Origin of the sequence: Kribbella jiaozuonensis, from assembly GCF_005233875.1 — a bacterium.
Taxonomy (GTDB): domain Bacteria; phylum Actinomycetota; class Actinomycetes; order Propionibacteriales; family Kribbellaceae; genus Kribbella; species Kribbella jiaozuonensis.
In genome coordinates this window covers 1377085-1403097 of record NZ_SZPZ01000002.1, presented here as the reverse complement: position 1 = coordinate 1403097, position 26013 = coordinate 1377085, and the positions used below count along the sequence as shown (strand labels likewise).

Annotated in this window: 26 protein-coding genes; 16 read left to right on the top strand and 10 right to left on the bottom strand. The window is 69.0% G+C overall.

The genetic code is table 11. The features are described from left to right. Window position 1 precedes the first annotated feature (1 nt). A complete protein-coding gene (locus tag FDA38_RS18275) occupies window positions 2-2170 on the top strand; it encodes a DEAD/DEAH box helicase (RefSeq protein ID WP_233714778.1) in 2169 nt (722 codons plus the stop codon). 1 nt (window position 2171) lies between these two features. Here FDA38_RS18275 and FDA38_RS18270 read toward each other — a convergent pair whose 3' ends face one another. Further along, window positions 2172-2786: a DUF1684 domain-containing protein gene (locus FDA38_RS18270; protein WP_202877719.1), complete on the bottom strand. Its 615-nt coding sequence runs from the start codon at window positions 2784-2786 to the stop codon at window positions 2172-2174. A gap of 11 nt (window positions 2787-2797) precedes the next feature. Continuing rightward, entirely contained in the window at window positions 2798-3454 is a 657-nt protein-coding gene (locus tag FDA38_RS18265; RefSeq protein ID WP_202877718.1) for a transglycosylase SLT domain-containing protein, read from the bottom strand. A gap of 179 nt (window positions 3455-3633) precedes the next feature. Between FDA38_RS18265 and FDA38_RS18260 the strand changes: the two genes are divergently transcribed. Beyond that, a complete protein-coding gene (locus FDA38_RS18260) occupies window positions 3634-4335 on the top strand; it encodes a GAF and ANTAR domain-containing protein (RefSeq protein ID WP_137255209.1) in 702 nt (233 codons plus the stop codon). Here FDA38_RS18260 and FDA38_RS18255 read toward each other — a convergent pair. After that, entirely contained in the window at window positions 4332-5267 is a 936-nt protein-coding gene (locus FDA38_RS18255; RefSeq protein ID WP_137255208.1) for a helix-turn-helix domain-containing protein, read from the bottom strand. The genes FDA38_RS18260 and FDA38_RS18255 overlap by 4 nt on opposite strands. 83 nt (window positions 5268-5350) lie before the next feature. On the opposite strand from FDA38_RS18255, the gene FDA38_RS18250 reads away from it, so the two are divergent. Beyond that, window positions 5351-5998, top strand: coding sequence for a VOC family protein (locus FDA38_RS18250; protein ID WP_137255207.1), 648 nt, complete (start codon window positions 5351-5353; stop codon window positions 5996-5998). Here FDA38_RS18250 and FDA38_RS18245 read toward each other — a convergent pair. Then, on the bottom strand, window positions 5995-6537 hold the full coding sequence (locus FDA38_RS18245; RefSeq protein WP_137255206.1) for an HD domain-containing protein: 543 nt from the start codon (window positions 6535-6537) through the stop codon (window positions 5995-5997). The two genes, FDA38_RS18250 and FDA38_RS18245, sit on opposite strands and share 4 nt — an antisense overlap. Before the next feature lie 50 nt (window positions 6538-6587). On the opposite strand from FDA38_RS18245, the gene FDA38_RS18240 reads away from it, so the two are divergent. From FDA38_RS18240 to FDA38_RS18220, 5 genes are all read left to right on the top strand, one after another. Beyond that, window positions 6588-7313, top strand: coding sequence for a class I SAM-dependent methyltransferase (locus FDA38_RS18240; protein WP_137255205.1), 726 nt, complete (start codon window positions 6588-6590; stop codon window positions 7311-7313). 66 nt (window positions 7314-7379) lie between these two features. Further along, window positions 7380-7955, top strand: a complete 576-nt coding sequence (locus FDA38_RS18235) for a dihydrofolate reductase family protein (protein WP_137255204.1) — start codon at window positions 7380-7382, stop codon at window positions 7953-7955. A gap of 21 nt (window positions 7956-7976) precedes the next feature. Then, window positions 7977-8624, top strand: a complete 648-nt coding sequence (locus FDA38_RS18230) for a DNA-3-methyladenine glycosylase family protein (RefSeq protein ID WP_137255203.1) — start codon at window positions 7977-7979, stop codon at window positions 8622-8624. Between the two features lie 7 nt (window positions 8625-8631). Next, complete coding sequence (locus FDA38_RS18225; RefSeq protein WP_202877717.1) at window positions 8632-10230, top strand: RecQ family ATP-dependent DNA helicase; 1599 nt, start codon at window positions 8632-8634, stop codon at window positions 10228-10230. After that, window positions 10227-10796 (top strand): GNAT family N-acetyltransferase, encoded by a 570-nt coding sequence (locus tag FDA38_RS18220; RefSeq protein WP_137255201.1) that lies wholly within the window; start codon window positions 10227-10229, stop codon window positions 10794-10796. Before FDA38_RS18225 ends, FDA38_RS18220 begins: the two co-directional genes overlap by 4 nt. A gap of 3 nt (window positions 10797-10799) precedes the next feature. Here FDA38_RS18220 and FDA38_RS18215 read toward each other — a convergent pair whose 3' ends face one another. Further along, entirely contained in the window at window positions 10800-12515 is a 1716-nt protein-coding gene (locus FDA38_RS18215) for a cation:proton antiporter (protein WP_137255200.1), read from the bottom strand. A 123-nt stretch (window positions 12516-12638) separates the two neighbouring features. Here FDA38_RS18215 and FDA38_RS18210 point away from each other — a divergent pair, with 123 nt between their 5' ends. The 3 genes from FDA38_RS18210 (at window position 12639) to FDA38_RS18200 (ending at window position 14489) form a co-directional block, all read left to right on the top strand. Then, complete coding sequence (locus tag FDA38_RS18210) at window positions 12639-13262, top strand: VOC family protein (protein ID WP_137255199.1); 624 nt, start codon at window positions 12639-12641, stop codon at window positions 13260-13262. A 38-nt stretch (window positions 13263-13300) separates the two neighbouring features. Then, entirely contained in the window at window positions 13301-14035 is a 735-nt protein-coding gene (locus tag FDA38_RS18205) for a helix-turn-helix transcriptional regulator (RefSeq protein ID WP_137255198.1), read from the top strand. Window positions 14036-14096: 61 nt separating this feature from the next. Further along, window positions 14097-14489, top strand: coding sequence for a VOC family protein (locus FDA38_RS18200; protein ID WP_137255197.1), 393 nt, complete (start codon window positions 14097-14099; stop codon window positions 14487-14489). Window positions 14490-14577: 88 nt separating this feature from the next. Here the strand turns inward: FDA38_RS18200 and FDA38_RS18195 are convergent, their stop codons facing one another. Then, a complete protein-coding gene (locus FDA38_RS18195; protein WP_137255196.1) occupies window positions 14578-15327 on the bottom strand; it encodes an SDR family NAD(P)-dependent oxidoreductase in 750 nt (249 codons plus the stop codon). Window positions 15328-15417: 90 nt separating this feature from the next. Between FDA38_RS18195 and FDA38_RS18190 the strand changes: the two genes are divergently transcribed. From FDA38_RS18190 to FDA38_RS18170, 5 genes are all read left to right on the top strand, one after another. After that, on the top strand, window positions 15418-16023 hold the full coding sequence (locus FDA38_RS18190) for a TetR/AcrR family transcriptional regulator (protein WP_233714777.1): 606 nt from the start codon (window positions 15418-15420) through the stop codon (window positions 16021-16023). A 13-nt stretch (window positions 16024-16036) separates the two neighbouring features. Then, window positions 16037-18112 (top strand): phosphate acetyltransferase, encoded by a 2076-nt coding sequence (gene pta, locus FDA38_RS18185; protein WP_137255195.1) that lies wholly within the window; start codon window positions 16037-16039, stop codon window positions 18110-18112. Continuing rightward, window positions 18109-19293 carry an acetate/propionate family kinase gene (locus tag FDA38_RS18180; RefSeq protein ID WP_137255194.1) on the top strand — a complete coding sequence of 395 codons (1185 nt, stop codon included), beginning with the start codon at window positions 18109-18111 and terminating at the stop codon, window positions 19291-19293. Before pta ends, FDA38_RS18180 begins: the two co-directional genes overlap by 4 nt. A 223-nt stretch (window positions 19294-19516) precedes the next feature. Further along, complete coding sequence (locus FDA38_RS18175) at window positions 19517-20191, top strand: response regulator transcription factor (protein WP_137255193.1); 675 nt, start codon at window positions 19517-19519, stop codon at window positions 20189-20191. Beyond that, window positions 20163-21257, top strand: coding sequence for a sensor histidine kinase (locus FDA38_RS18170; RefSeq protein WP_137255192.1), 1095 nt, complete (start codon window positions 20163-20165; stop codon window positions 21255-21257). Before FDA38_RS18175 ends, FDA38_RS18170 begins: the two co-directional genes overlap by 29 nt. Before the next feature lie 3 nt (window positions 21258-21260). Here the strand turns inward: FDA38_RS18170 and FDA38_RS18165 are convergent, their stop codons facing one another. Genes FDA38_RS18165 through FDA38_RS18150 form a run of 4 tightly spaced genes read right to left on the bottom strand, consistent with a single transcriptional unit; the run spans window position 21261 to window position 25993 of the window. Next, window positions 21261-21731: a hypothetical protein gene (locus tag FDA38_RS18165; RefSeq protein WP_137255191.1), complete on the bottom strand. Its 471-nt coding sequence runs from the start codon at window positions 21729-21731 to the stop codon at window positions 21261-21263. Next, window positions 21728-22690: a multicopper oxidase domain-containing protein gene (locus FDA38_RS18160; RefSeq protein WP_170989777.1), complete on the bottom strand. Its 963-nt coding sequence runs from the start codon at window positions 22688-22690 to the stop codon at window positions 21728-21730. Before FDA38_RS18160 ends, FDA38_RS18165 begins: the two co-directional genes overlap by 4 nt. A gap of 32 nt (window positions 22691-22722) precedes the next feature. Continuing rightward, a complete protein-coding gene (locus FDA38_RS18155) occupies window positions 22723-24708 on the bottom strand; it encodes a multicopper oxidase domain-containing protein (RefSeq protein WP_170989776.1) in 1986 nt (661 codons plus the stop codon). Window positions 24709-24721: 13 nt separating this feature from the next. Continuing rightward, window positions 24722-25993, bottom strand: coding sequence for a multicopper oxidase domain-containing protein (locus FDA38_RS18150; RefSeq protein ID WP_170989775.1), 1272 nt, complete (start codon window positions 25991-25993; stop codon window positions 24722-24724). Between the last annotated feature and the right edge of the window lie 20 nt (window positions 25994-26013).

Below are 26013 nucleotides of genomic sequence, written 5' to 3'. Positions count from 1 at the left end.
CATGACACAGGAGGAACAGTTGGCCCGACGAGGTCAGCGCCAGCCCGGCGCTACCCGTTCCGCTCCCCGTCGACGGCGTCGTGTCCGCGACGGTGAGTCAGACGGTCTGATCCAGGTCCTCGCACAGGCCGTGCGCGAGGTCGAGGGTGCCGTCACCCGCGGCGCGAGCAAACCGTCGACCCGGACGAAGTTCCAGGTCGTCGCGCTGCTGGTCCGCGAGGAGCGGGCCCGGGTGAACGGCGCGGAGTCGGCCACCGAGGCGTACCGCACCGAGCAGCTCCGGCGGCTCGACGGCATCGCCACGATCCTGGCGAAGACCGCCGCGCTGGACCCGACCCTGCTCGGCCTGCTCGCCGAGGACGCGGTCATCTCCGAGGCCGCGGCCGCCCTCAAGCGGCAGATGCTCGAGGACGCCGGGATGGAGCTGCCCGAGGAGCCAGAGCCGGTCCAGCCGGTCGCTCCCCCGGATACCCAGACCCGGCGCGTGGTGCCGCAGGCCGTCGTGTCCCGGCAGCTCGCCAACCCGTTCCTCGCTCCGGACTTCTCCAGCGCCCCGCCCCGCCCGGTCCATGCCAGCCGCCTGGCGGGCTGGGAGCTGATCGGGCCGCTGCTGAGGTCGTTCGAGCACGCCGGCGCCTCCGCGAGCATGAAGCTGCCCGACCCGACCTCCCTCCAGCTGGCCGGCGGGATCGACTCGCTGCGCCTGCGCGGCCTCGAGCTGATGCCGCACCAGGCCGGTGTGATCGCGGCCGCGGCCGCCGGGCACCGGACCTTCCTCCTCGCCGACGAGCCCGGCCTCGGCAAGACCGCCCAGGCCCTGCTCGCCGCCCAGGCCGCCGAGGCCTACCCGCTGCTCGCCGTCGTACCGAACGTCGTCAAGACGAACTGGGCCCGCGAGGCCAACCTGTGGACCCCGCGCCGTACGCCGACCGTCATCCACGGTGACGGCGACACGATCGACGGCTTCGCCGATATCGTCGTCGTCAACTACGAGGTGCTCGACCGGCACGTCGGCTGGCTCGGCGACCTCGGCTTCCGCGGCATGGTGGTCGACGAGGCGCACTTCATCAAGAACAAGAAGTCCCAGCGGTCACGCAACGTGCTCGAGCTGTCGAACCGGATCCGCAACCGCACGGTCCGTCCGCTGCTGATGGCGCTGACCGGGACGCCGCTGATCAACTCGATCGAGGACTTCACCGCGATCTGGGAGTACCTCGGCTGGGTCGACGAGAAGGCGCCCCGCGCCGAGCTGATGGAGAAGCTCGACGACACCGACCTGACGCCGGCCGACCCGGGCTTCTCCGCCGCCGCGCGGGCGAGCGTGATCGACATGGGTATCGTCCGCCGCCGCAAGGTGGACGTGGCCGCGGACATCCCGGCCCGCCGGATCGCCGACCTGCCGGTCGAGCTGGACGGCGCCGTCGGCCGCTCGATCCGGGCCGCCGAGCGCGAGCTCGCCGACCGCCTCGTCGCGCGGTACAACACCGCGCTCGAGACCCGCCGCTCCGGCATCGTCGTGGACGGTATCGACCACGACCTGGTCCGCCAGGTGGCCGGCTGGGAGCGGGCCGAGATGGCGACGAAGAAGACCGGCGAGAACGTGTTCAGCCTGTTCCGCCGGATCGGTCAGGCCAAGGCCGGCCTGGCTGCGGACTACGCGGCCCAGCTGGCGCAGAACGTCGGCAAGGTGGTGTTCTTCGCCCGGCACATCGAGGTGATGGACGCCGCCGAGGAGCTGTTCGCCGAGCGCGGCATCCAGTTCTCGTCGATCCGCGGCGACCAGACCGCGCGGACCCGGCAGAAGAACATCGATGCCTTCGTCAACGATCCCGACGTCTCGATCGCGGTCTGCTCGCTGCTGACCGCAGGTGTCGGCCTGAACCTGCAGGTCGCCTCGAACGTCGTGCTCGCCGAGCTGTCGTGGACGAACGCCGAGCAGACGCAGGCGATCGACCGCGTCCACCGGATCGGTCAGGACGAGCCGGTCACCGCGTGGCGGATCATCGCCGCGCAGACGATCGACACCCGCATCGCCGACCTCATCGACGCCAAGGCCGGCCTCGCGGCCAAGGCCCTGGACGGCTCCGACGAGGAGGTAGGCGCCTCGGCCGACTTCCAGCTCGAGGCCCTCGCCGCCCTCCTCACGCAGGCCTTGGAAGCTGCTGCCTGATCTAGCCTGACAGCTCGCCCACCGGCAACTCGACATCCACCTTGTTGGTTGCCGGTGCGAGCGGGCAGGTCCATTCCGGGCTGTAGGCGCACGACGGGTTGTACGCGAAGTTCAGATCGACGACGAGCCTGCCCGCCTGCAGGTCGCTGCCGAGGTCGGCACCCTTGACGGTGTCGATCAGGTAGCGGCCGCCGCCGTACGTCGATCTGCCGGCCAGCGCGTCCTTGAGCGGGACGAAGATGCCACCGCCGTACGACTCGAGCCACCACACGTCGAGGTCCCCGACGGCCGGCAGGTGCAGTACGCCGATCAGCGAGAACGGGATCACGCCGTCGGTCGCCGACTCGAACTCCCACCGGTCCGGTTTCACGTCGGTGTCGATCACCGCGTCGAAGCGCAACTCCGGCCGGTACTCCCCTATCCGAGCACCGCCGTACGCCGCCCGCTCGTCGACCGGCACCGGCGAGGCGGGATGGTGCCTGAGCAGGTCGTCGCGCCCGGCCTTCCACAGCGCGTGGCCCGCCGCCGGATCGGATTCGGCGCGGACGGATTGGTAGAGCGCGAACACGCGCCGGCGCCAGTCGGCGACAGCCAGTGCTGGCGATGCGAATTCCACGATGTCTCCCGTTAGCTCTTGAGGGCTTCGGCGGACTTGGCCCAGTTGGTGTGCAGGCGGTCCAGGTACGACTGGGCCTGCGAGCCGGCCTTGCGACCGCGGGCGAAGATCCGCATGTTGCCGCCGCCGGCGTTGTAGCCGAGGGCAAGCAATTCGTCCTTGGTGTACAGTTCCGCGCGCTTGCTGGGCAGCCGTTTCGCGAGGTCGTGCAGGTGCCAGGCGGCGGCCTCGATCGCCAGCGCGGGGTTGTCCGGCAGCTCCTCCCACTTCCGCTTGGCGAAGTCGCGGCCGCGTTTGGTCTCGTCGAACGCCGGGCGGTGCATGTTCGCGATCCCGAACGCCGGGTCGGAGTCGACCTCGGCCCACTGCCGTTCGAACTTCGGGTCGTGCGGTTTGTAGTCCTCGTTGTACAAGATTGCCATCAGCAACTGTGGGTTGATCCCCGCTTGCTTGGCGTAGCGGCGTACCTCGGGAGCGAACCGGGCCGGGTCGTAGTCGTCGTACCACGGCTTGGTGCTCGTCGGGGTGGGCGCGGGCTTCGGCTTGGTGACTGTCGGTTGGGTCTTCGGCGCCGACGTGGGCTTGGCGTCCTTGTCCGAGCAGGCGGCCCACACCCCGACCAGGAGGACCCCGACCGCCACCCATGACCAGCGCTTCGCCACCTGCACCTGACCAACTTATCCGTACGACGAAACCGGTCCGTCCGCGCAACGCAACTTTTGCAACAACTGCGCTGGGAGACGCGCCGAATCCCGCCTTCGCGCCGCATCATGTGAGCACGGCTGCCGGGTGGTCCGGAGGGGGACCACCCGGAACCCCGTGCCCGTTGCACCAGGGAGTCACCAGAATGACGATGCTCGATCCGAGCAAAGACAGTGCTGCCACGGCGTTCGCTCGTCTCGCCGTCGAGTTGCACGACGCTCCGGGGGTCGAGGAGACCGTCGACGCGGTCGTCCAGTTCGCCCTGCAGGCTCTCAACTGCACGTACGCCGGCATCGCACTGTCGGTACGCGGTTCACGCCCGGAGATCGCGGCGGTGACCGACCCGGTCGTCGCCGAGGTCTACGAGCTCCAGATCGGCAATCAGAGCGGACCACTGGTGACAGCCATGCGGGAGCGTCAACCGGTGCTGATCCGCGACACGACCACCGACCAGCGCTGGCCGGAGTGGGCGGCGAAGGTCGCGACGCTCGGGGTCCGCAGCGTTCTCGACGTACCGCTGGCCACCGGCCACGTACGGAGTCCCAGCGTCGGTGTGATGGGCCTGTACAGCCCGGATCCGGACGCATTCGCGGCTGATGACGAGGCGGTCGCACACATTCTGGCCCGGCACGCGTCCGTGGCGCTCGCGTCCGCCCGCCACGAGGCCTCGATGGCGCAGGCGATCGATGCGCGGAAGCTCGTCGGGCAGGCGATGGGCATCCTGATGGAACGCTTCGACATCGACGCCGACCGTGCGTTCGCCGTACTGAAGCGCTACTCGCAGGACACCAACACCAAGCTGCGGGACGTCGCCGAACAGCTCATCAACACCCGCAAACTCCCCTAGCGCGCCAGCGTGGTGCTCGGCAGCTCGCCGTACAGCTCGAGGTACGCCGCTGCCATCCGGCCGTGATGGTGAAATCCCCACCGCGCGGCGATCTCGGCGACGGTGTGCCTGGTCGGATCGGCGGCCTGCAGCTCCGAATGCACCTCGGCCAGCCGCAGGAGTCGCAGCTGGGCGAGCGGCGTCGTGCCGAGGTGGCGCTGGAAGGCCGTCTGCACCGCCCGGACGGTCACCCCGGCCGCGGTTGCGATGTCGGCGATCGTGATGGGCTGGTCGAGATTCGACTCCATGAACGCCATCGCCCGCCGGACCGTCGGCGGACGGGCGTCGGGACCGTCACCGTCGGTCGTCGCGCTGTTCGGGAACGCGGCGAGGACGCTCGAGGCGAGCAGCTGCGAGAGGGACGCGAGCACCAGCGGCGAAGTCCGTACGGCGGGGTTCGGCAGCACGTGGTCGACGTACGCGATCGTCTTGGACAGCTGATACGCCGCAGCGCGCGAATGCGGCCGGTGCGAGAGCAACCGGACCGTCGCGTCGTCCTTCCGGCCGGCTCCGGTGACCTGGGCCAGCAGCACCGGATCGAACATCGTGATCGTGTACGTCGACCGGCGGATCGTCCCGGCGAACGGGCGATCGGCCGGCGCGAACGAGACCAGGTCGCCCGGCCGGAACTCGTCCTCCCAGCCGTCCGTGGCGTGGTCGGTGATACTGCCCGAGGTCACCTCGCACAGACAGATCTTCCCGAGCGGATCGGCGTCGTAGCTCATCTCGAAGCCGATCTCGATCCGGTCGATGCTGATCGAGTCCGCGGCCGCCCGCGAGATCCGGGTCCGGACGTCCGTCGCCCGGCCGCCGATCTGCATCTTGGTGTAGGCGCGGTTGAGGAACTCCTCCGTCCTGGCGAGGTCCCGGCTCTCGAACAGCATCGATTCCATCGGCCCATAGTGCATGCCGTCCTGGCACTTCACCACACGCCCGGGGACGCACATCAGCGGAAAGCGCTTGCTAGGGTGTTCGGGTGATCTACGAGCTGAACCACGTCGGCGGCCGGGTACGGGATCTCGATGCGAGCCTGTCGTTCTACGACGGCCTCGGTGCGGAGGTGGTCGATCGGTTGTTCATGACCAGTTCGCGTGTTCATCGCGTGCATCTCCAGGTCGCCACGGGTCTGGTCGAGCTGCTCCACCACGAGGCGTCCGACCCGCAGGCGGCGTACGGGCTGAATCATGTCGGCTTCATGACTGACGACCTCGACGGCGACTACGCCCGGCTGATGGCGCTCGGGTACGGCGAGATCTCGTCGCCGCGGGTCGCCGGCAGCGGTCAGGGTCGCCTGGCGTTCCTGTCCGATCCGAACGGCGTGCGGGTCGAGCTGTTGCAGCGGTCGGAGGAGCTCCGCGTCCCGCCGATCACGGCCGGTCCGGTGCACGGGCTGTCGTACGTCGCCCTGGCCGCGCCGGATGTCGACGCGGCGATCGAGTTCTACGGCACGCATCTGGGCATGGAACGCGTCGCCGACGACACGTTCCGGATCGGCGCGGACGCCGTCAAGCTCGTACCGCAGGCCGCGTCCTCGATCGACCACCTCGGCCTCACCGCCGCGGAGCCCGGCGCCGACGCGCAGGACCCGGACGGCAACCGCGTGGTCTTCCTGCCCGCCGCCTAACCGCGCGCGACCCGCTCGAGGACCGGCCGCCACGACTCGAGCGGTCCGACCTCGAGTCCGACAACCTTCCCCGCGTCGTCCGCCCGTCGTAATGCGACCGCCGCGGCGAACTCGGGATCGCCGCGGAACACCTGCACCTCATCGTCCGACATCGCCCCGCCCTGGGCGACGAGGGTGCGGCGACTCGACGCCGACAGCTGCCCCGCATGCACCGCGTCCGTCGCCACCAGATAACGCTTGGCGACCACGTGCAGCTCGACGAGCCGAGCGACCCGCTCCCCCAGCAGATCTCGTACTGCGTCCGCGCCGTGCCGGCCATGACCCGCATCGTCACCCGGCCGGAGCAGGTGCCCGATGTCGTGCACGAGCCCGGCGACCTGGAGCTCCTCGTCGTCGGGGAAGTCGCGGCGCAACAACTCGGCGCACTGGCGGTCGTGGTCGAGGATGTCGACCGGATCGCCGCTGCGGTCGGGCATGTCCCACGCGTCCTCGCAGTCCGCGAGCAGGTTCATCAGGTCATCGACGGTTCTGATCGACATGCCGTGCAGACTAGGCAGGCCAGGTGAACGTCCGCCCTTAGCCTTGGGCAATGTTCGACTACGACGCGGAGATGCGGTTCTATCGCCCGCGGTTCCGCGAGGCGTGCGGCGTCCGCGACGGGGATCGGGTGCTCGACGTCGGGTGCGGCGGCGGGCAGACGACGCGCGATGCGGCGGCTGATGCTGCGCACGTGCTCGGTGTCGATGTTTCCGAGCGGATGCTCGAGCACGCTCGCCGGCAGCCGCTTCCGAATGTCGACTACCTGCTGGCCGACGCCGCGACGTACGCCTTCGAGCCGTCGTTCGACCTGTGCATCAGCCGGTTCGGGGTGATGTTCTTCGACGATCTGGTCGGCGCGTTCACCAATCTGCGGCGGGCGCTGCGACCGGGTGGCCGGCTGGTGGTGCTGGTCTGGCAGCCGCGGGCAGAGAACGAGTGGGCGCGGGTGATTCCGGAAGTGATCGGCGGGACGTACCGCGACGAGTCGGCGTTCGCGCTCGGCTCGGAGGACGTGACGCGGGACATCCTCACGTCTGCGGGGTTCGTTGACCCGACGTTCACGGCCGTGCATGAGTTGCTCTACTACGGTCCCGACGCGGAGACGGCGTACGCCAACGTCCTCAGGCTTCGCGAGCCTCAAGCGCTGCTTGCGGAGCTTGACGCAGCCGCCGCTGAGAGGGCCCAGACCGCCCTTCGCGAGATGCTCGCCGCACATCAGACCGGCTCGGGTGTGCACTTCGAGTCCTCCGCCTGGATTGTGACGGGGGTCACATAATGAGGTGTCGCATCGCGGCGGCCCGGCTCGACGCAGAGGCATAACCAACCGATCAAGGAGCATCAGATGCGTACCCTCATCACCACCGCGTTCGTCTCTCTCGATGGTGTCATCGAGGGTCCGGGCGGCGAGCCGGGCTACCGGAACTCGGGCTGGACCTTCAAGGGCATCCCGTTCGACGAGGCGGCCTACGAGCTGAAGGGCACCGAGCAGACCGAGGCGACCGCGCTGATGGTCGGCCGGGTCAGCTACCAGGCGTTCTCGCCGGTCTGGCCGGGGATGGTCGAGGAATTCGCCGGCTACAACGCGATGCCGAAGTACGTCGTGTCGTCCACGCTGCAGGACAGCGACCTGGTGACGAACTGGGGCGAGACCACGATCCTGCGGTCACTCGACGACGTCGCCGCGCTGAAGGAGACCGAGGGCGGCCCGATCATCGTCCACGGCAGCGCCACCCTCAACCGCAACCTCTCCGACGCCGGCCTCATCGACCGCTACAACCTGCTCGTCTTCCCGGTCCTGCTCGGCGCCGGCAAGCGCCTGTTCAGCGACACCGACCGCGACAAGCTGGCCCTGACCCTCAAGGACAGCGCCTCCTACCCCAACGGCATCCAGAAACTCGTCTACGACGTCAACAACTGACCGCTGTACTACGGTTCCGTCATGGGGACGCCTGAGGACTACCTGCGGCGGGCTGATTCGGTGCTCGGCGGCGTGATCGACGATGTGGTTCGGGCTGTTGGCGTGCCGTTGTCGGAGAGCCGGGACACCGGGGTGCCCGATCTGCCCTCGGAGCATTATGGCGTGCTGGTGCGGGCCATCGTCGGGCAGAACATCTCGAACATCTCCGCTCGGGCCATCTACGGACGGATCGTCGAGCGGTACGGCGGACACGCGCCGGCGCCGGAGGAGCTGCTCGCGGACGAACCTGACGCGCTGAGGACCGCGGTGGGGTTGTCGCACGCGAAGACCGCTTCGCTGCGGTCGCTGGCGGAGCACGTGATCTCGGGCGAACTCGAGCTGGAGCGGCTGCCGGATCTGCCGGACGACGAGGTGGTCGCCCAGCTCACGGCGATCAAAGGGATCGGGCGGTGGACGGCGGAGATCTTCCTGATCTTCCACCTGCTCCGGCCGGACGTGCTCGCGGTCGGGGATCTCGAGATCCGGCGGACCGTCGAATCGGCGTACGGGCTGCCCGAGATCCCGAAGCCGGCCGAAGTCGAGAAGCTGGGCGAGGTGTGGCGGCCGCAGCGGACGCTGGCGGGGCTGTACCTCTGGCGCTGGCGGGCGGTCCAGCGGGGCGAGGCATGATGTGACCGTGAGGGACATCGTCGCGCTCGCTCGCGAGTGGCTGGGGTACGAGTCGCTGCGGCCGGGGCAGGAGGATGCCGTCCGGGCGGTGCTGGACGGGCGGGACACGTTGGCCGTGCTCGCAACCGGGACCGGGAAGACGGCGATCTATCAGCTCGCGGGCCTCGCTCTCGGTGGGGTGACCGTGGTGGTCAGTCCGCTGGTGGCATTGCAGCGGGATCAGCTGCGGGCGTTGGCGAAGCATCCTGCCGGCGTGGAGGTTGCCGAGCTGAACGCGTCCGATCGGGCCGGCGGGCGGGTGGCTCGTGAGCTGCTCACGGACGGGCGGCCCGGGTTCGTGCTGATGTCGCCCGAGCAGCTGACGCATGCCGACGTACTCGAGCTGTTGGCGAAGTCCCGGCCGCGGTTGCTTGCGGTGGACGAGGCGCATCTGGTCAGTGAGTGGGGTGAGGACTTCCGGCCGGACTACCTCCGTCTGGCCGCGGCGATCCAGGCGATGGGACGTCCGCCGGTGCTCGCGCTGACCGCGACGGCTGCTCCGCCGGTGCGCAAGCAGATCGTGCACCGGCTCGAGATGGACGACCCCGCTGTTGTCGTCGGCGGTTTCGACCGACCGAATCTCAACCTCGCTGTGTTTCCCTTCGCCGACGACGACACCAAGAACCGTCGGCTGCTCAGCCACGTCCGATCGTCCCGCGGCCCGGGCATCGTGTACGTCGCCACGCACCGGCACGCCGAGGATCTCGCCTCCGACCTCAACACCGCCGGCGTATCCGCGCAGGCCTACCACGCCGGCCTGTCGGCCAAGCAGCGTCGCGAGGTCCAGGACACGTTCCTGGCCGGAGACTGCCGGGTGGTCGTGGCGACGATCGCGTTCGGGATGGGGATCGACAAGCCCGACATCCGCTGGGTCAGTCATGCCGAGGTGCCGGGCTCGATCGACGCGTACTACCAGGAGATCGGCCGCGCGGGTCGCGACGGCGAACCGGCCGACATCGAGCTGTTCTTCCGGCATGCCGACCTCGGCCTGAACCGCTTCTTCGCCTCCGGCGGTGTCACCGACGAGGATCTCCTCGCCGTCGCGAGTGCCATCGCCGAGCACCGGCCGGCCAACATCGCCGACCTGACCACTGCGACCAACCTGAGCGCGGCCCGCGTCGAACGTGCGCTCGGCCGGCTGACCGACGCGCGGGTCGTTGCCATCGGCCACCAGTTCCACCTGGCCCGGCGGGTCGACGTCGACAAGGCTGTCGCCGCTGCGTCGGCGGTCGAGCACGATCGGCGTGAGGTCGCTCGGTCGCGGGTCGAGATGATGTCAACGTACGCGGAGTACGGCGGTTGCCGACGCGAGTGGTTGCTGAGCTACTTCGGCGAGCACTACGAAGGGCCGTGCGGCAACTGCGACAACGACCTCGCCGGCCGCACGGCGGCGCCGCCGGAGGAGGAGCCGTTCCCGATCGGCAGCCGGGTCAAGCACCGCACGTTCGGCGGCGGACTGGTCGAGCACTACGACGGTACGACGATGACCGTCCTGTTCGATCGCGTTGGCTACAAGGAACTCCGTACAGCGTTCATGATCCACAACCAGCTGCTGGAGGCCGAGTGATCGACGTACGTCCGGCCACTGTCTTCGAGGACGTCCGCGCGGTCATCGGGCCCAAGAAACCCACCTCCACGGTCTGCTTCTGCTTGAGCTACCGCATCCCGTCCAAGCTGAACAACACGCTCCGCGGCCCGGAGCGTAGCGAGTACGTCGAGAAGCTCTGCAAGGAGAAGCCCGCGCCTGGAGTCCTCGCGTACGACGGGGACACGCCCGTCGGCTGGGCCGCGATCGCCCCGCGCGCAGCGACGACGTTCGCCCGCAACCGGAAGATCCCGCACGTCGACGACCTCCCGGTGTGGTCCCTGTGGTGCATCCGAGTTCGCCCCGGGCATCGCGGTCAGGGCATCTCCCACGCGCTCATCGCCGCCGCCGTCGACTTCGCCCGTACGAACAACGCCCCGGTCGTCGAGGCCTATCCCCTCGACAACGGTGACACCAAGGTCGACCTCACGATGGCGTACGCCGGCCTCCGCAAGAACTTCGAACAGGCCGGCTTCACCAAGTCCGCCGACACCACCTCGACCTTGGCAGGCCATCCCCGCATCCTGATGCGCCTCGACCTCCGCTGAGCCCTATGCCGAGCTGAAGCGCTGCTCGACGGTGTCGAGGAAGCCTTCGACCTCGCGGTAGGTGTCGGAGCTGTAGACGCCGATGCTGCGTTCGGTCCCGAGAGCATCGCGCATCGCGTCCAGGTAGCGGTTCTGGATGATCGTCATCTGGTCGCGGTGGTCCGGCTTGGTTTCCAGGAGTTGCCGGCTGCCGGAGACCAGGCGGGGCACGATCCGGTCCTTCAGCGTGCTGACCACGACCGGATCGAGTGCCTCGCCGTCGACGGTCTGCTGATCGAGCGGGCCGACGGCGTCGATCGCCGCCTCGCCGATCTGCCGCATCAGCGCCTGGACCGAGTCGCGCTTGTCCTCGGCGCTCTCCGAACTGAACCGCATCCGCGCGATCACCGCGGGCAGCGAGAGTCCGAACAGCACGAGCGTGATCAGCGCGACGACGAACGCGGCGAGTACGACGGTCGCGCGGTGCGGCGTACCGGCCGGGATGGTCTGGGCGGCCGCAACCGTGACGACACCACGCATCCCGGCCCAGGCCAGCACCACCAGACCGCGGCCGGTGATCGGCTCCCGCTCCTCGAAGTCCACGTCCGCCTGGCTGCGCGCGAGCCGCTTCCGAGCCCAGGCGAGACGGGTCTCCTCGCGCTCCCCCGACGGCTCCATCGAGTCGAGATGTTCCTCCATCTGGCTCAGCCTGGCCCGGAGCTGGTCACTCCGCTCGCCGGAGCCGATCCGGCCGATCAGCGCCGGCCAGGCGAGCCCGATGAACCGCAGTACGACCAGCAGGCCGACCACGAGCAAGACGAGCCCCGCGATCTCGCCGGCGGTGGTCTCGGCGCGGGCGTCGTCGACGAGCTGCGGCAGCTCGTAGCCCATCGCGAGGAAGACGCCGCTCTCCAGGATGAAGCTGATCGTGGTCCAGGTGGTGGCCTGGGTCTGTCGGTCGCGGGCACTGAACTTCCGGCTGCCGAGTGCGCCGGTGAGCAGGCCGGCGATGACGACCGCGAGTACGCCGGACGCGTGCAGCTCCTCGGCCGGGAAGTAGGCGAGGAACGGTACGGCGAACGAGATCGTCGTGTTCAGCACCGGATCGTCGAGGCGGTGCCGGAGCCGCGCCGTGAGTACGCCGACGACCAGCCCGATCAAGATCGCGCCGACGACGGCCCAGGCGAAGTCGAGGACGGTGTCGCCGAGGCTGAAGTGGGTGGTGACGGCGAGCGCGGCGACCGCCGTACGGAGCACGACGAGGGCCGACGCATCGTTGACGAGGCTCTCACCCTCCAGCACGGTCATCAGCCGTGGCGGCAGCCCGACCCGGTGCCCGATCGCGGTTGCCGCGACCGCGTCTGTCGGGCTGACCACAGCGCCGAGCGCGGTTGCCAGCGCGAACGAGATGCTCGGGAACAGCGCGTGTACGAGCGCCCCGATCACCAGCGCCGACACGATCACCATGACGACCGACAACCACGAGATCAGCCCGAAGTTCCGCCGTACGTCGAGAACCGGCAACTGGACCGCGGACGCGTACAGCAGCGGCGGCAGCACGCCCGCGAGAATGATCTCGGGCTCGATGTGGATCACCGGCGTACCCGGCAGGTAGCTCGCCCCGATCCCCAACGCAACCAGCAACAACGGCGCCGCGACACCCGTCCGCCGCGCGAACACCGACGCGGCAATCATGATCGCAAGCCCAACACCGGCAATCAGAACGAACTGATGATCCACCCGACGACCTTAAAGCGTTTTCATCGCGCCCAGTGGGAGGACCAGGGACTCCCACTGGTGTCATTGCCGCCTCCAGGCGGCAGATTGGTCATCGACAGAACGAATTGATCCCTGGAGGAAGTTATGAGCACCGACCTGAAGTTCGAAGCGGTCGTCATTCCGGTGGCAGACGCCGACCGGGCGAAGGAGTTCTACAACGGGCTCGGCTGGCGACTGGATGCGGACTTCGCGTTCGACAACGGGTTCCGCGTCGTCCAGTTCACGCCGCCGGGTTCCCTTGCCTCGGTCCAGTTCGGCACGAACATCACGTCGGCCACGCCTGGCAGCGCGCAGGGGCTGTACCTGGTCGTCACCGATGTCGAGGCGGCACGGTCCGAGCTGCTCGCGCACGGCGCGAAGGTGACCGAGGTCTTCCACCCGACTGCGCCCGGCGCGCAGTTCGAGGCCGGCGACACCAGCGGGCGCGTGGACGGTACGGCGGACGACCGGTCCAGCTACAGCTCGTTCGCGACGTTCAGCGACCCCGACGGCAACACCTGGCTGCTGCAGGAGGTCACGACGCGGCTACCCGGGCGGGTCACCGACTCGACGTACAAGTCGGTCGAGGACCTCGAGGAGGCGCTGAAGCGCGCCGCCGCGGCCCACGGTGAGCACGAGGCGCGCACCGGCGAGGCGGACGCGAACTGGCCTGCCTGGTACGCCGCCTACATGGTCGCCGAGCGCACCGGGACCGAGCTTCCGCAGTAGTCGCAGAAACTGTCGATGGAGACACCTAGCCTGCCCGTATGAACCGGATCGATCGGCTGTACGCCCTCGCCGAGGAACTACGGGCAGCTGGGCCGAGGGGACGTACGGCGCGACAGTTGGCGGCCCGTTTCGAGGTCAGTGTCCGGACGATCGAGCGCGATCTGAGCGCGCTCGGTCAGGCTGGGGTGCCACTGGCAACGAAACAGGGCCGCACGGGCGGCTACAGCGTGGACCGGTCGATGAGTCTGCCGCCGCTGAACTTCACCGCCCGGGAGGCGATGGCAGTTGCGGTCGCCCTCAGCGGCAGCGAGCACGTGCTGTTCTCCCGCGACTCTCGTACGGCGCTGCAGAAGATCGTCGCCGCGATGCCGAAACAGGCCCTCGACGAGGCACGGACGGCGGCCGCGAAGGTCCGGTTGCTGGTCCGGCCGACGCCTGATCCGGACGGCGAAGTCGCCGAGCAGATCTGGCGCGCCGTACGCGACAACCACGTACTGCGGATCTTCTACACCAATGGCGACGGCGTCGAAAGCGTCCGGGAGGTCGAGCCGCAACACGTCGTCGTCGGGCCGAACGGCTCGTACCTGACAGCCTGGTGCCAGCTGCGTCAGGAGGAGCGGGTCTTCCGGATGGACCGCATCACGAAGGCCGAGCGCACCCCGACAGCGCCGCACCGGCCGGCCGCGACCGGCGACGTACACGTCGACGGCTTCGAGACCAAGCTGCCGGCTGCCGCACTGCGTCCCGAGGAACTTTTTCCAACACCGACATAGGGCTGTCGCCAACCGCTGAAACCGTGGGTTCTACCGATTCATTCGATGAAGGAGAGATCCCATGACGATTCCCGCCGCCGGCACACTGGCCTGGTTCGAGGTCGCGAGCGACGACCCGGAGGCTGCACAGAAGTTCTACGGCAGCCTGTTCGACTGGACGTTCGAGTCGTCCGGCAGCCTCACCTCGGGCGGCCTGGACTACCGCAACATCACCGCCTCCGGCGGGCAGCGGCCGATGGGCGGCATCTTCGGCACGAACGGGGAACTGCCCAACCACGCCGTCTTCTACATCCTCGTCAACGACCTCGAGGCGACCTGTGCCGAGGCCGAGAAACTGGGCGGCACGGTCATCAACAAGAACGTCGACCCCGGCCCCGGCACCCCACCTTTCGCCTACCTCCGCGACCCGTCCGGCAACCAGTTCGGCGTCTTCACCCCGCCGGCCGCTGCTTAACTCGAAAGGAGCCAGGTCCGGCGGTCGTGGGCGGTCAAGGGCTGTTACCCGTACGGCGTAACTCCCGCGGGAACGATCGTGACGCGCGTCAGACGGCCAGGCGGCCGCCGTCGATCGGGAGGGTGGCGCCGTGGATCAGGGAGGCCTCGTCGGAGGCGAGGAAGACGATGCCGGCGGCAACCTCTTCCGGGCGGCCGACCCGTTGCAGCGGCGTCGTCCCGGCCAGGCCGTCCAGTCCTTCGCCCATCACCGCCGTACCCTCGGTCCGCGTCGGCCCCGGGCTGACCGCGTTCACCCGCACGCCGGCCGGCCCGAACTCCGCCGCCCAGGACCTGGTCAGCAGCTCCACCGCCGCCTTGCTCGACCCGTACGCCGCCATGCCGCTCATCCCGAAGTACGCGACCATCGTCGTCACGTTGACGATCGCGCCCGATCCGCGAGCCGCCATCAGCGGAGCCAGCTCGGCGACCAGGTAGAACGGCGCCCGCACGTTCACGGCGAACACCGCGTCGAAGTCGCTGCCGGCCACCTCGGCCGTCGGCCCGAACGGGAAGATCCCCGCGTTGTTGACGAGTACGTCGACGTGCCCGCCGCCGAGCTCGATCGCCTGCTTGGCCAGCGCACGGACTTCGTCCAGATCAGCCAGCTCGGCCTGGACGAAGTCCGCCGTACCGCCGTCGGCCCGGATCTCCTCGACCGCCTTGTTCCCGCGCGCAGCGTCCCGGCCGCTGATCACGACGTGCGCGCCACGCCGCGCGAGCTGCTCGGCCACGGCCCGCCCGATCCCGCTGTTGCCGCCGGTCACGAGCGCGGTCCGGCCGGCGAAGTCCTGCGTCATATCGATTCCCCATCCACTTGTTGGAGTGATTGCTCCAATAGTTCGCCGGAGAAATTGGAGTATCAACTCCAAAATCGCTACCGTGGAGGTGTGACCACTCAGCGACTGACCAGGAAGGGCGAGGCGACCCGGGACCGGATCGTCGCGGCGGCGGCACGGTTGATGATCGAGCAGGGCGTCGCCCGCACCACGATCGAGGACATCCAGGCGGCCGCCGGCGTGAGCCCGTCGCAGCTTTACCACTACTTCCCGGGCAAGGACGCGCTGGTGTCGGCGGTCATCGATCAGCAGACCGCCCAGGTGCTCGAGATCCAGCACATCGGTCTGGGCAGCCTCGACACCATCGACTCGCTGACGAAATGGCGGGATCTGATGGTCGGCATCCTGACCGAGATGCAGTGCGCCGGCGGCTGCCCGCTCGGCTCGCTGGCCAGCGACCTGTCCGAGAGCGACCCGGTCGCGCGGGTTCAGCTCGCCGGCGCCTTCGAGCAGTGGGAGGGGCTGATCCGCGACGGCCTGGTCCAGATGCAGGAGCGCGGGGAACTGGCCGCAGCCGCGGACCCGGCCGACCTCGCCGTCGCGATGCTCGCCGCCGTACAGGGTGGTCTGCTCCTCAGCCAGGTACGCCGTGATCCCGCGCCGCTGCGGATCGCCGTCGACACGATGATCGAGCACCTGCACGCATTGACCCGTTAGTAGGGTTCACCCCATGGGTAGCAGCGTGTACGTCGCCTCGGTTGAGGGGACTACTGGGAAGTCGACAGTCGCTCTCGGGGTTCTTCATCAGTTGTCGCGGCGGGTCGGACGGGTGGCGGTGTTCCGGCCGATCGTTCGTGCGGACACCGCGACCCACGGCGGTCGGGACTACGTGCTCGATCTGCTGATCTCGCAGGATGCGGTCACGCACTCGTACGACGAAGGCGTCGGCGTCAGGTACGACGAGGTGCACAACGACCCGGACGCAGCGCTCGACACGATCGTGCAGCGCTACCACGCGGTCGCCGAGCACGCCGATGCGGTCGTTGTCGTCGGCAGCGACTACACGGACGTCGGCACGCCGACCGAGTTCTCGTTCAACGCCAAGATCGCCGCCAACCTCGGCGCACCGGTCCTGCTGGTACTGAACGGCTTCGCCCGTACGCCGCACGACGTACGAGCGATCGCCGACATGGCCGCCGCCGAACTCGCCGCCAACCACGGCTCGCTGTTCGCAGTGATCGTCAACCGGGTCAGCGACGGCGCGCCGCTCGTCGCCGCGCTGGATGGCATCGGCGCGCCGGCGTTCGCGATCCCCGAGGAGCCGCTGCTCAACCAGCCGCTGGTCGCCGACCTGCTGGCCCCGATCGACGGCCGGCTGGTGAGCGGTGATCCGCAACTGCTGAACCGCGAGGTCACCGGATTGATGATCGCCGGCATGACCATGCCGAACGTGCTGGACCGGCTGTTCGAAGGCGCCGCGGTCGTGACGGCGGGCGACCGGCCGGAGGTGGTTCTCGGCGTACTGAATGCGCACGCGTCCCGCAACTTCCCGCAGATCTCGACGATCGTGCTCAACGGCGGATTCGAGCTGCCGCCGCAGGTGCAACGACTGATCGAGGGACTCGGCGTCACGCTGCCCATCATCGAGACCGACCTCGGTACACAGGCTGTCTCGACCAAGCTCACCGCGGTCCGCGGCCGCCTCACCAAGGACGCGCCGCGCAAGATCGACACGGCACTCGCTCTCTTCGATCAGTACGTCGACGGGCCGGCGCTGCTCGACCAGCTCGCCCTCGCGCGGAGCAATGCGGTGACGCCGCTGATGTTCGAGCACCAACTGGTCGACCGGGCAGTCTCCGACCGTCGGCACATCGTGCTGCCGGAGGGCGAGGAGGAGCGGATCCTCCGGGCCGCCGACGTACTCCTCCGGCGCGGTGTCGCCGACCTGACCCTGCTCGGCGATCCGACCACGATCAGCGCGAAGGCCGCGTCCCTCGGCGTGGACGTGTCCGCGGCGACCGTCGTACATCCGGAGCACAGCGAGCTGACCGAGCGGTTCGCGGCGGAGTACCACCGGCTGCGGCAGCATCGCGGCGTCGACCTCGACCGGGCCCGCGAACTGGTCCGGGACGTTTCGTACTTCGGCACGATGATGGTCCAGCTCGGCCTCGCGGACGGGATGGTGTCGGGCGCCGTCCACACCACCGCGCACACGATCCGGCCGGCACTCGAGGTGGTCAAGACCGTGCCGGACATGTCCGTCGTCTCGTCGGTGTTCTTCATGTGTCTGCAGGACCGCGTCCTCGTGTACGGCGACTGCGCGGTGAACCCGGATCCGAACGCCGAGCAGCTCGCGGACATCGCGATCTCGTCCGCCGAGACCGCGGTCGCGTTCGGGGTCGACGCGCGGGTCGCGATGCTGTCGTACTCCACCGGCAGCTCCGGCACCGGGACCGACGTCGAAAAGGTGTCAAAGGCAACCAATCTCGTCCGCGAACGGATGCCGCAACTGCCGGTCGAGGGACCGATCCAGTACGACGCCGCGATCGACAGCGCCGTGGCCCGGACCAAGCTGCCGGACTCCCCCGTCGCCGGCCGCGCGACGGTCTTCATCTTCCCGGACCTCAACACCGGCAACAACACGTACAAAGCGGTGCAGCGCTCGGCCAACGCGGTCGCGGTCGGCCCGGTCCTGCAGGGCTTGCGCAAACCGGTCAACGACCTGTCGCGAGGGGCAACGGTGCGGGACATCATCAACACGGTCGCGATCACCGCGATCCAGGCTCAGCAGGGCGGCGCGCGATGACAGAGCATGTGTTGGTCATCAACGCGGGATCGTCGTCCCTCAAGTACAGCCTCGTCGACGCCGCGTCGGGTGAGGCCACGGCGACGGGACTCGTCGAGCAGATCGGCGAGGACACCAGCCATCACGTGCACCACGGGCCGAAGGGCGATTGGAACGAGGATCAACCGATCGCCAACCACGAGGCCGCGCTCGAGGCCGCCGTACACGCATTCGAAACGCAAGGGCCTGCGCTTGCCGACGTGGACATCGTGGCGGTCGGGCATCGGGTCGTGCACGGTGGCGATCGGTTCGCGGCACCGGCGCTGGTTGACGATGAGCTGATCGCGGCCGTGACGGATCTGGTGCCGCTTGCTCCGCTGCACAATCCGGCCAACCTGGAGGGCATCGAGGTTGCGCGGCGGCTGCTGCCGGATCTGCCGCACGTCGCCGTGTTCGACACCGCGTTCCACCAGACGCTGCCGCCGTACGCCTATACCTACGCGGTGCCTTACGAATGGCAGGAGAAGTACGGCGTCCGCCGGTACGGGTTTCACGGTACGTCGCACTCGTTCGTCTCGGCCGAGGCCGCCCGGCTGCTCGGTCGTTCGCCGAGCGAGGTGAACATGATCGTGCTGCACCTGGGCAACGGCTGCTCGGCGGCGGCGATCCGCGGCGGGGAGTCGGTCGACACGTCGATGGGCCTCACGCCACTGGAAGGTCTCGTGATGGGCACCCGCTCGGGCGACCTCGATCCGGCGATCCACGGGCTCCTCGCCCGGGTCGCGGGACGAACCGCCGAGGAGACCGACCGCACGTTGAACTCGGAGTCGGGCCTGAAGGGCCTCACCGGCGCCAACGACTTCCGCGAGGTTTCGCGACGGCGCGCGGCCGGTGACGAGCGGGCGCAGCTGGCGTTCGACATCTACTGCCAGCGGATCAAGAAGTACATCGGCGCGTACTACGCCGTCCTCGGAACCGTCGACGCGATCGTCTTCACCGCCGGCGTCGGCCAGCACTCCGCCGAAGTACGCGCTGCCGCCCTCCACGGCCTGGACTCCCTCGGCATCCACCTCGACCCCGACCGCAACGCCGGCTCCGAAACCTTCGCCTCCACCGACGACAGCCCGGTCGCCGTCCTCGTCATCCCCACCAACGAGGAATGGCAGATCGCCCGGGAAGCGCTGGAAGTAGTCCGCAGCTAGACGGAGCCTGAGGCTGTGGACGCCGCGAACATGACAGGACTGTCATCTGATCAGCGCTCTGGGACGGTTCGGCGGAGAGCGCTCACCTCTTCCGCCGGACACCCGGTCGTCCGACAATGTCGTTGGGGTGCGCGCCGGTGGGGTCCCGGTCCGGAGGCTGTGGGGTGCAGCAGCCGGACACCCGTGCCCCGGGGGTAGGCCGTCAAGGCCTGAAGGGGGTTCGATGACCAGGATTCTCGTTGTCGACGACGAACCCGACCTGCTCGGCTTCGTCCGCAGCGCGCTGGAGGCGGAAGGCTTCCACGTGATCACGGCCACGGACGGGACCGAGGGACTCCGGCTCGCCCTGACCACCAAGCCCGATCTGGTGATCCTGGACCTGTTGATGCCCGGTCTGGACGGCCAGGCGGTGCTGACCGCACTGCTGACGCACGACCGGTCGACCCGGATCCTGGTGCTGTCCGCGACCGAGGACCGGCAGGTGCGGGTCGCCTGCCTGGAGCAGGGCGCGGTCGACTTCCTGGCGAAACCGTTCGTGGTCCGGGAGCTGCTGGCCCGGGTGCGTTCGCGGCTGCTGGCGCCCGCGCCGGCGGGCGCAGCCTGGCTGCCCGAGGTACTGCGGGTCGGCGAGATCGTCCTCGACACCCGGACGCGCCGGCTCCAGGTGGGTGAACGGACCGCGGAGCTGCCGCAGCGCGAGTTCCTGTTGCTGCAGCACCTGATGCGCAATCCGGACACCGTCTGTTCCCGGCAGGAGCTGCTGTCCGAGGTGTGGGGTTACGACTTCGATCCGAGCACCAACCTCGTCGACGTGTGTATCGGCCGACTCCGGTCCAAGCTCCGCAACGACGTCATCCGGACGGTGCGCAATGTCGGTTATCAGCTACAAACCGCGTGAGAGCGCGACCGGCGTCCGGACCGAGCCGGCTGTCCGCCGCCTGGGCCTGAACCGGGGCCTGGTCATCGACAGCCTGCTCGCCGCATTCATGCTGGCGATGCTCGGGCTGATGATCCGGTTGCCGGGCGAGGAGACGATTCCGTACCACTTCCTGTTCCTGAGCCTCACGATCGTCTACGGCTTCCGGGTCTGGCCGCTGCTGCCGACCCTGCTCGTGGCCCTGGCCGTAACCGGTGCGACCGGTGCGGTCCTGCTCGGCCGCGTCGTCGACGGCGTCATCGACAACGCGGAGCTCGCCGAGGTGCCGTTGATGCCCGCGCTGTTCGTCGCGATGATGTGGCACGCCCGCCGCCGGGCCGCCGCGCAGCAGCAGGTCGAACGGATGGCCGATGAGCGCCGCGCCAGCCTGGAGCGGGAGCGCGGGTTCTTCCGGGACACCTCACACGCGATCCGCACACCGATCACGATCGCGCGTGGCCATCTCGAGTTGGCAGGTGACGCGACGGCGCTGCACGCCGTACACCCGCACGTCGAGGTTGCGTTGCGGCAGCTCGATCGGATGTCCGCGTTGTCCGACCGGTTGCTCGCGCTGGCCCGGCTGGATGCGGGTGAGGCGCTGGACCGGCGGCCGACCGACGTTGCCGCGCTGGTCGCCGAGATCGGCCGCAACTGGACCGCGAACACCGATCGGGTCTGGCTTATCGGTTGCGGGCCGGCCGGCCGCGCGCGGATCGACCACGACTGGATGGAGCTCGCGCTCGACGCCCTGGTCGAGAACGCGGTGCACTTCACCTCGTCTGGCGACACGATAAGGATCGGCTGTACGGCGTCGCCCGGCCGGATCGCGATCATCGTCGACGACTCGGGGCCGGGGATCGAGCCCGACGACCTGCCGTTCGTGTTCGACCGGTTCTGGCACCGGCGGCCGGAGCACGGACCGATGGGCAGCGGTCTCGGGCTGTCGATGGCGCGTGCCGTTGCCGAGGCGCATGGCGGCACGCTGGTCGCGGCCCACAGCGACGAGGGCGGCGCTCGGTTCGTGCTGACGATTCCGCGGAGCGGCTGATCGTCAGCGAACGACGACGTGCTCGACCTGTGCCTGTCCCAGAAGCACGGTCACGTTCGACCCGCGCCGGATCCAGTTGCCGGGATTCTCGAAGACCAGGTAGTACGTCTCGCCGGTGGTGAACTTGCCGGTGTGCGCGTGGCTCATCAGCAGGTCGCGGACGACGAGTCCACTGGTCTCGTCGATCACGGCCGGCGGCGTCGAGGCGTCGTGCAGGCTGTTCGCGCGGTTGGGATCGAGCACCTGGAACCGCAGGTCGAGCAGGCCTCCTCCCCCGGTGACTGCGACCTGGGTGAGGCGTACGCCGCTGCGCGCCGCGAGGCCGTCGGCGTCGACCGTCGTACGCCCCCAGGCGATCTGCGCGACCGGCGCCGGCGCCGCCGCGGTCGGGTCCTGACGAATCAGAACCCAGGCCGTCAATGCGGCGGCGACCAGAGCAATCCCGGTGAGGATGCCCAGAATCCTGAGCTTCATGGCTGGATGAAGACCAGCATGCCGTTGCCGATCGGCGACGTGCCGGTCTGCGGCCCACTGGTCAGGTGGAGCTGACGGTTGAACAGCGGGAAGCCGTGCGTGCTCGGCGGTGCGCCCGCGGGTACGACGACGATCGTGTCCTCGGTGCCGCCGGCCGGAATCGTCTCCGTGCTCGCGCTGAACGGATTGGTCAGCAGCCGGGCATCACGAGCGACGACCTGCTGGTGCGTGCCGAGCAACGTCAGCGAGGTGTTGTCGTAGCCGGCATTGAGGTACCGCAGCAGCACCCGCTGCCCTGCGGCCGTAGTAATCGCCGGCACGTCCGGGTACGACTTCCCGTTGATCAGCCAGTACGTCGCCTTGTAGCTGTGCACGTCGTACGTCTCCGGCGCGGCGTTGAACGCCGGGTCCACCGCTGTCAGCACCAGCACCGATTCGATGTCGTACGCCGTGGTCGCGGACGCGTAGGCCTGGTTCGGGGGGAGTGAGCGCACCAGCAAGGCTCCGGACAGTCCCATCGCCTCCTGGCGCCCGGCGTCGCCGCCACTCTGGTACAGGTAGGTGCCGGCCTGTGCCGTGAACGACCGGGACACGGCCGCACCCGGTGCGGCGTCGGTCGGCCCGGGGTCGAACGCCACTCCGGGAATCTCGAACGACACCACATGCCCGGCAGGCAAGGCGTTCCGTACGGTGATCGTGACCAGGTCCCCCTGCACCGCCTCGAGCTGCGGACCCGGCAGACCCGCGCTCGCCGTGGCGCAATCGCCGGGCGTCGTCGGCTTGCCGAACCCCCAGATCGGCACCAGGCCGCCGCCCGGCAGCGGTGCGGTCCCCGGTACGGCGCACAGCTCGATCGATACCGTGGCCGCGGTGGCGGAGCTGACCACACAGGTCAGGCCGAACACGGCCAGCGCGAGCACCAGCAGGACCCGCGTCCCGCGGTGAACGGATGTACGCATCACAGGTCTCCTCTGCGACTCGATCGACTCGGTCATGGCGCGTCGTACACGATCTTCATCAGGTCGCCCCAGGTCGAGAACGCCACCGGCGCGGAGGCTGTCCACCGTTGGGTGTGGACGAGTACCCGGACCTGTCCGGCGTACGAGCCGGTGCCGACGTACGCGCTCGACGGACCGGGCAATGTCCAGGTCGAGCTGATGTCGGTGGAGCCGACGCTCTGCGGCTGGGCCGGTGGGGCCGGCAAGGTGGTCCAGCCGGCGGATGTCGCCGTACTGCAGCCGGCGGGCACCGTCCAGTTGCAGATCTTGACGGTCTGCTGTGGCAGGTTCGTGGTCAGTGCCGCACAGGCGGTCCCGGTCGTGCCGGTGCAGTTGCGGCCCTGGTAGACGACCTTGAGGTTCGAGCTGCCGGCCGGAACGCCGCCGAACGAGCCGTACCAGTCCGTCGCCAGTCCCGTGACCACCGAACCACTGACGTGGCTGGCGGCCGCTGTCCCGAGCTGGCCGCGGGAGACCGTCCAGGTGGTGGTGCCCTGGCCGCCGGTCACCTGCAGGACCTCGTTGTCGATGCGAACGAAGTACGAACCGGTGATGGGGAATCCGGCGGCCGAGGCGACTGTGATGGACGTCTGTGCGGCGGTGGTCGCGGTCGGGCGCGTGGTGGTCTTCGGGTTGACCTGGTAGTAGGTGCCGTCGGCCTGGCCGAGCGCGGCGACCGAGCCGGACTTCAGCGTGCCGCCGAGGATCGAGGTCGAGGTGGCCGAGCCGAAGCAACCACCCGCCGGGTCGACGCGGAGCAGAGTGCCCATGCCGCCGAAGCCTTGGTCGTAGTTGGTGAACTCGTTCAACGCGTGGCTGTGCAGCGGGAAGTACCACTCGCCGCAGGCGTTCTGCGAGGTGGTACCGACCGGCAGCGTGCCCTTGTAACCGAGGTACGGCGACCCGCTGTACCAGGTGTTGCCGTCCTTGAAGAACAGGTTGCGGTAGTTCGGCTGCGCCACCGGCAGCGGGTTCGTGGTGGGGTTCCAGTTGTCCGTGTCGTCCCAGCGAAGCAGGAAGTCCTCGGTCTGCCCGGAGCCGATCGTCTCGCCGAAGTGCTCGGTGGACGCGATCAGCCGGCCGTCCTGCGCGATCTCCGTGGTGTGGTTGCCGTGCGGGTGGAACGGGTGGTTCACCGCGCCGACGTTGATCATCCGGATCAGCGCCGGCCTGTTGTCGGTCGGCGAATTCGGTTGCAGGCGGACCAGGGCGCCGTACGGCTGGTTCGGCAGCAGGGCCGAGCCGTTGTCCTGGATCGTGTCCGGGAACTCCCGTCCGTTGATGGAGAAGTACCGGTTCCGCAGCGCGTTCAGGTCGTACGGCGCACCGGTCTCGACCGCGTGGTGGAGGTCGGAGTCGATGTCGCTGAGCAGCAGCAGGTACTCCCGGGCAGGTGCGAACCGGGTACTTGCGTCGGCGTACGCGAAGTCCGCGCCGAGCGTCGGCCGGACCACCAGGGCACCGGCGAGGCCCATCTCGATCTGCTTGGCGATGTCCGTCCCGCTCTCGTACAGGTAGGTGCCGGGCTGACCGGCAGTGAACGAGTACGTGACGCTGCCCCCGGCGGCCGCCTCGGTGGTCAGCAGGCCGGGTGCGCCACCGGTCGCGGCGACCGTCGCGTCCTGACCGGGGAAGACGATAGATGTTGCCTCAGGCAAATTGTTCTGCAGGTGCACGACCACGGACTCGCCCTGGTTCGCACACAGCACCGGGCCGGGACTCTGGAAGTGCCCGCCGGCCGGCGAGTAGCTCCACATGAAGACGCTGTTGCCGTCCGGGGTGTCGATCGTGCCCGCGGACGCCACCAGGTCGAACGTCCGGATCGAGCCGGCCAACGTGCCCGCCGTACAGATCATGCCTACCGGTGGGACGGCCTCGGACTGCGCGTCGGCGCTGGGCGAGGCGACCGGGACGAGGAGACCGGCGGCCAGCACCAGGCCGGCCAGCGACCGGCGGATCCGCGAGCTGTTGCTTGTCATCGTCGCCTCCTGCTCAGACATAGGTCTGGCTCACGACGGACTGCGCGGGCAGCGGGTTCTGGTACACCCGTACCTCGGTCATCATTCCGCTCGGGCCGGGTGCGCCGAGGCTGGACAACCGCCGCCAGTCCCGGTTCTTGAAGTAGTAGACGTTGTAGCTGCCCCGGCCGTCGCTCCCCGACGGCTTGAGTGCCGAGTACGCCGGTGCGTCGAACAGCACGTCCCGGGCCTCGCCGGGACCGATGTACAGCGTGTTCGTCCAGTACGACGTGGTGCGCAGCAGCGACGCATCCTGCCCGATCACATGCATCGGGATCCCGGGCAGTTGCATCGCGTGCTGCTGGTAGCCCAGGTTCGCCAGCCGCAGCAGAACCCGTTCGCCGGGGTTCACCTGGACGAGTGCAGAGTTGGGCAGGCTGTAGTCGGGTGCGTCGTCGTAGTTCGGGTTCGGTGTGGCGATCCGCAGCGGGGCCGCCAGCGACGGGTCGTCGTTCGGCAGCGTCGTCTGCGGGTAGCAACGCCCGTTCAGCACGAACCACTCCGGGTCGTAGTCGGTCGCGATCGACTCCTGGATGTCCCGGTCGCCGTCGTGGAACTCGCGCCAGTACTCGTTCAGCAGGATCGCGAAGTGCCGGTGGTAGCCGGTCGAGCCGTCCCCGTCGTTGTAGGCGAACCTCGAGAAGCCGGCGATCGTCGTACCGTCCTGGGTGGGGCGGACGAAGACGATCCCGGTCATCCCCATCTGGACGTGCTCCACGTCCTCGAAGTGGCAGTGGTACATGTACGTGCCCTCACGGTGCGGGCGGTAGAAGTACGTCAGCTGCTTCCCGATCGGCACTGCCACCGACACTTCGGGTACGCCGTCGTTGAGCGGCGACGGGATGTCGAAACCGTGCCAGTGGACGGTGTGCGAATCGGTCAGGTCGGGACGCTGGACGAGACCGAGGTTGGTCAACGTGATCCGGACGTCGTCGCCCTGCTTCACGTCCAGCGTCGGCGCACTCGTCCGGGCATGGCCCTTGTACTGCGTGACCAGTTGGTCGACCGTCGCGGTCGTGCTGACCGGGATGAACCCGAAGATGTACAACGGGTCGTCCTCCCGCCCCGGCACGGTGATGTATCCGTCGGTCGCGGCCAGGGCGAGCGTGGTCGTGGCCGCCGCGGCGGCGCCGGTCCCGCGGACGAGGCCCGCGCCGAGACCGCCGAGGGCGAGGGTGCCCAGGGCACCCAGGCCGGTGGCCTTCAGGAAGTCCCGGCGTCCGACGCCGGTCGGCTGCGAGCTCATCGCGTCCCCCTGACTGGACT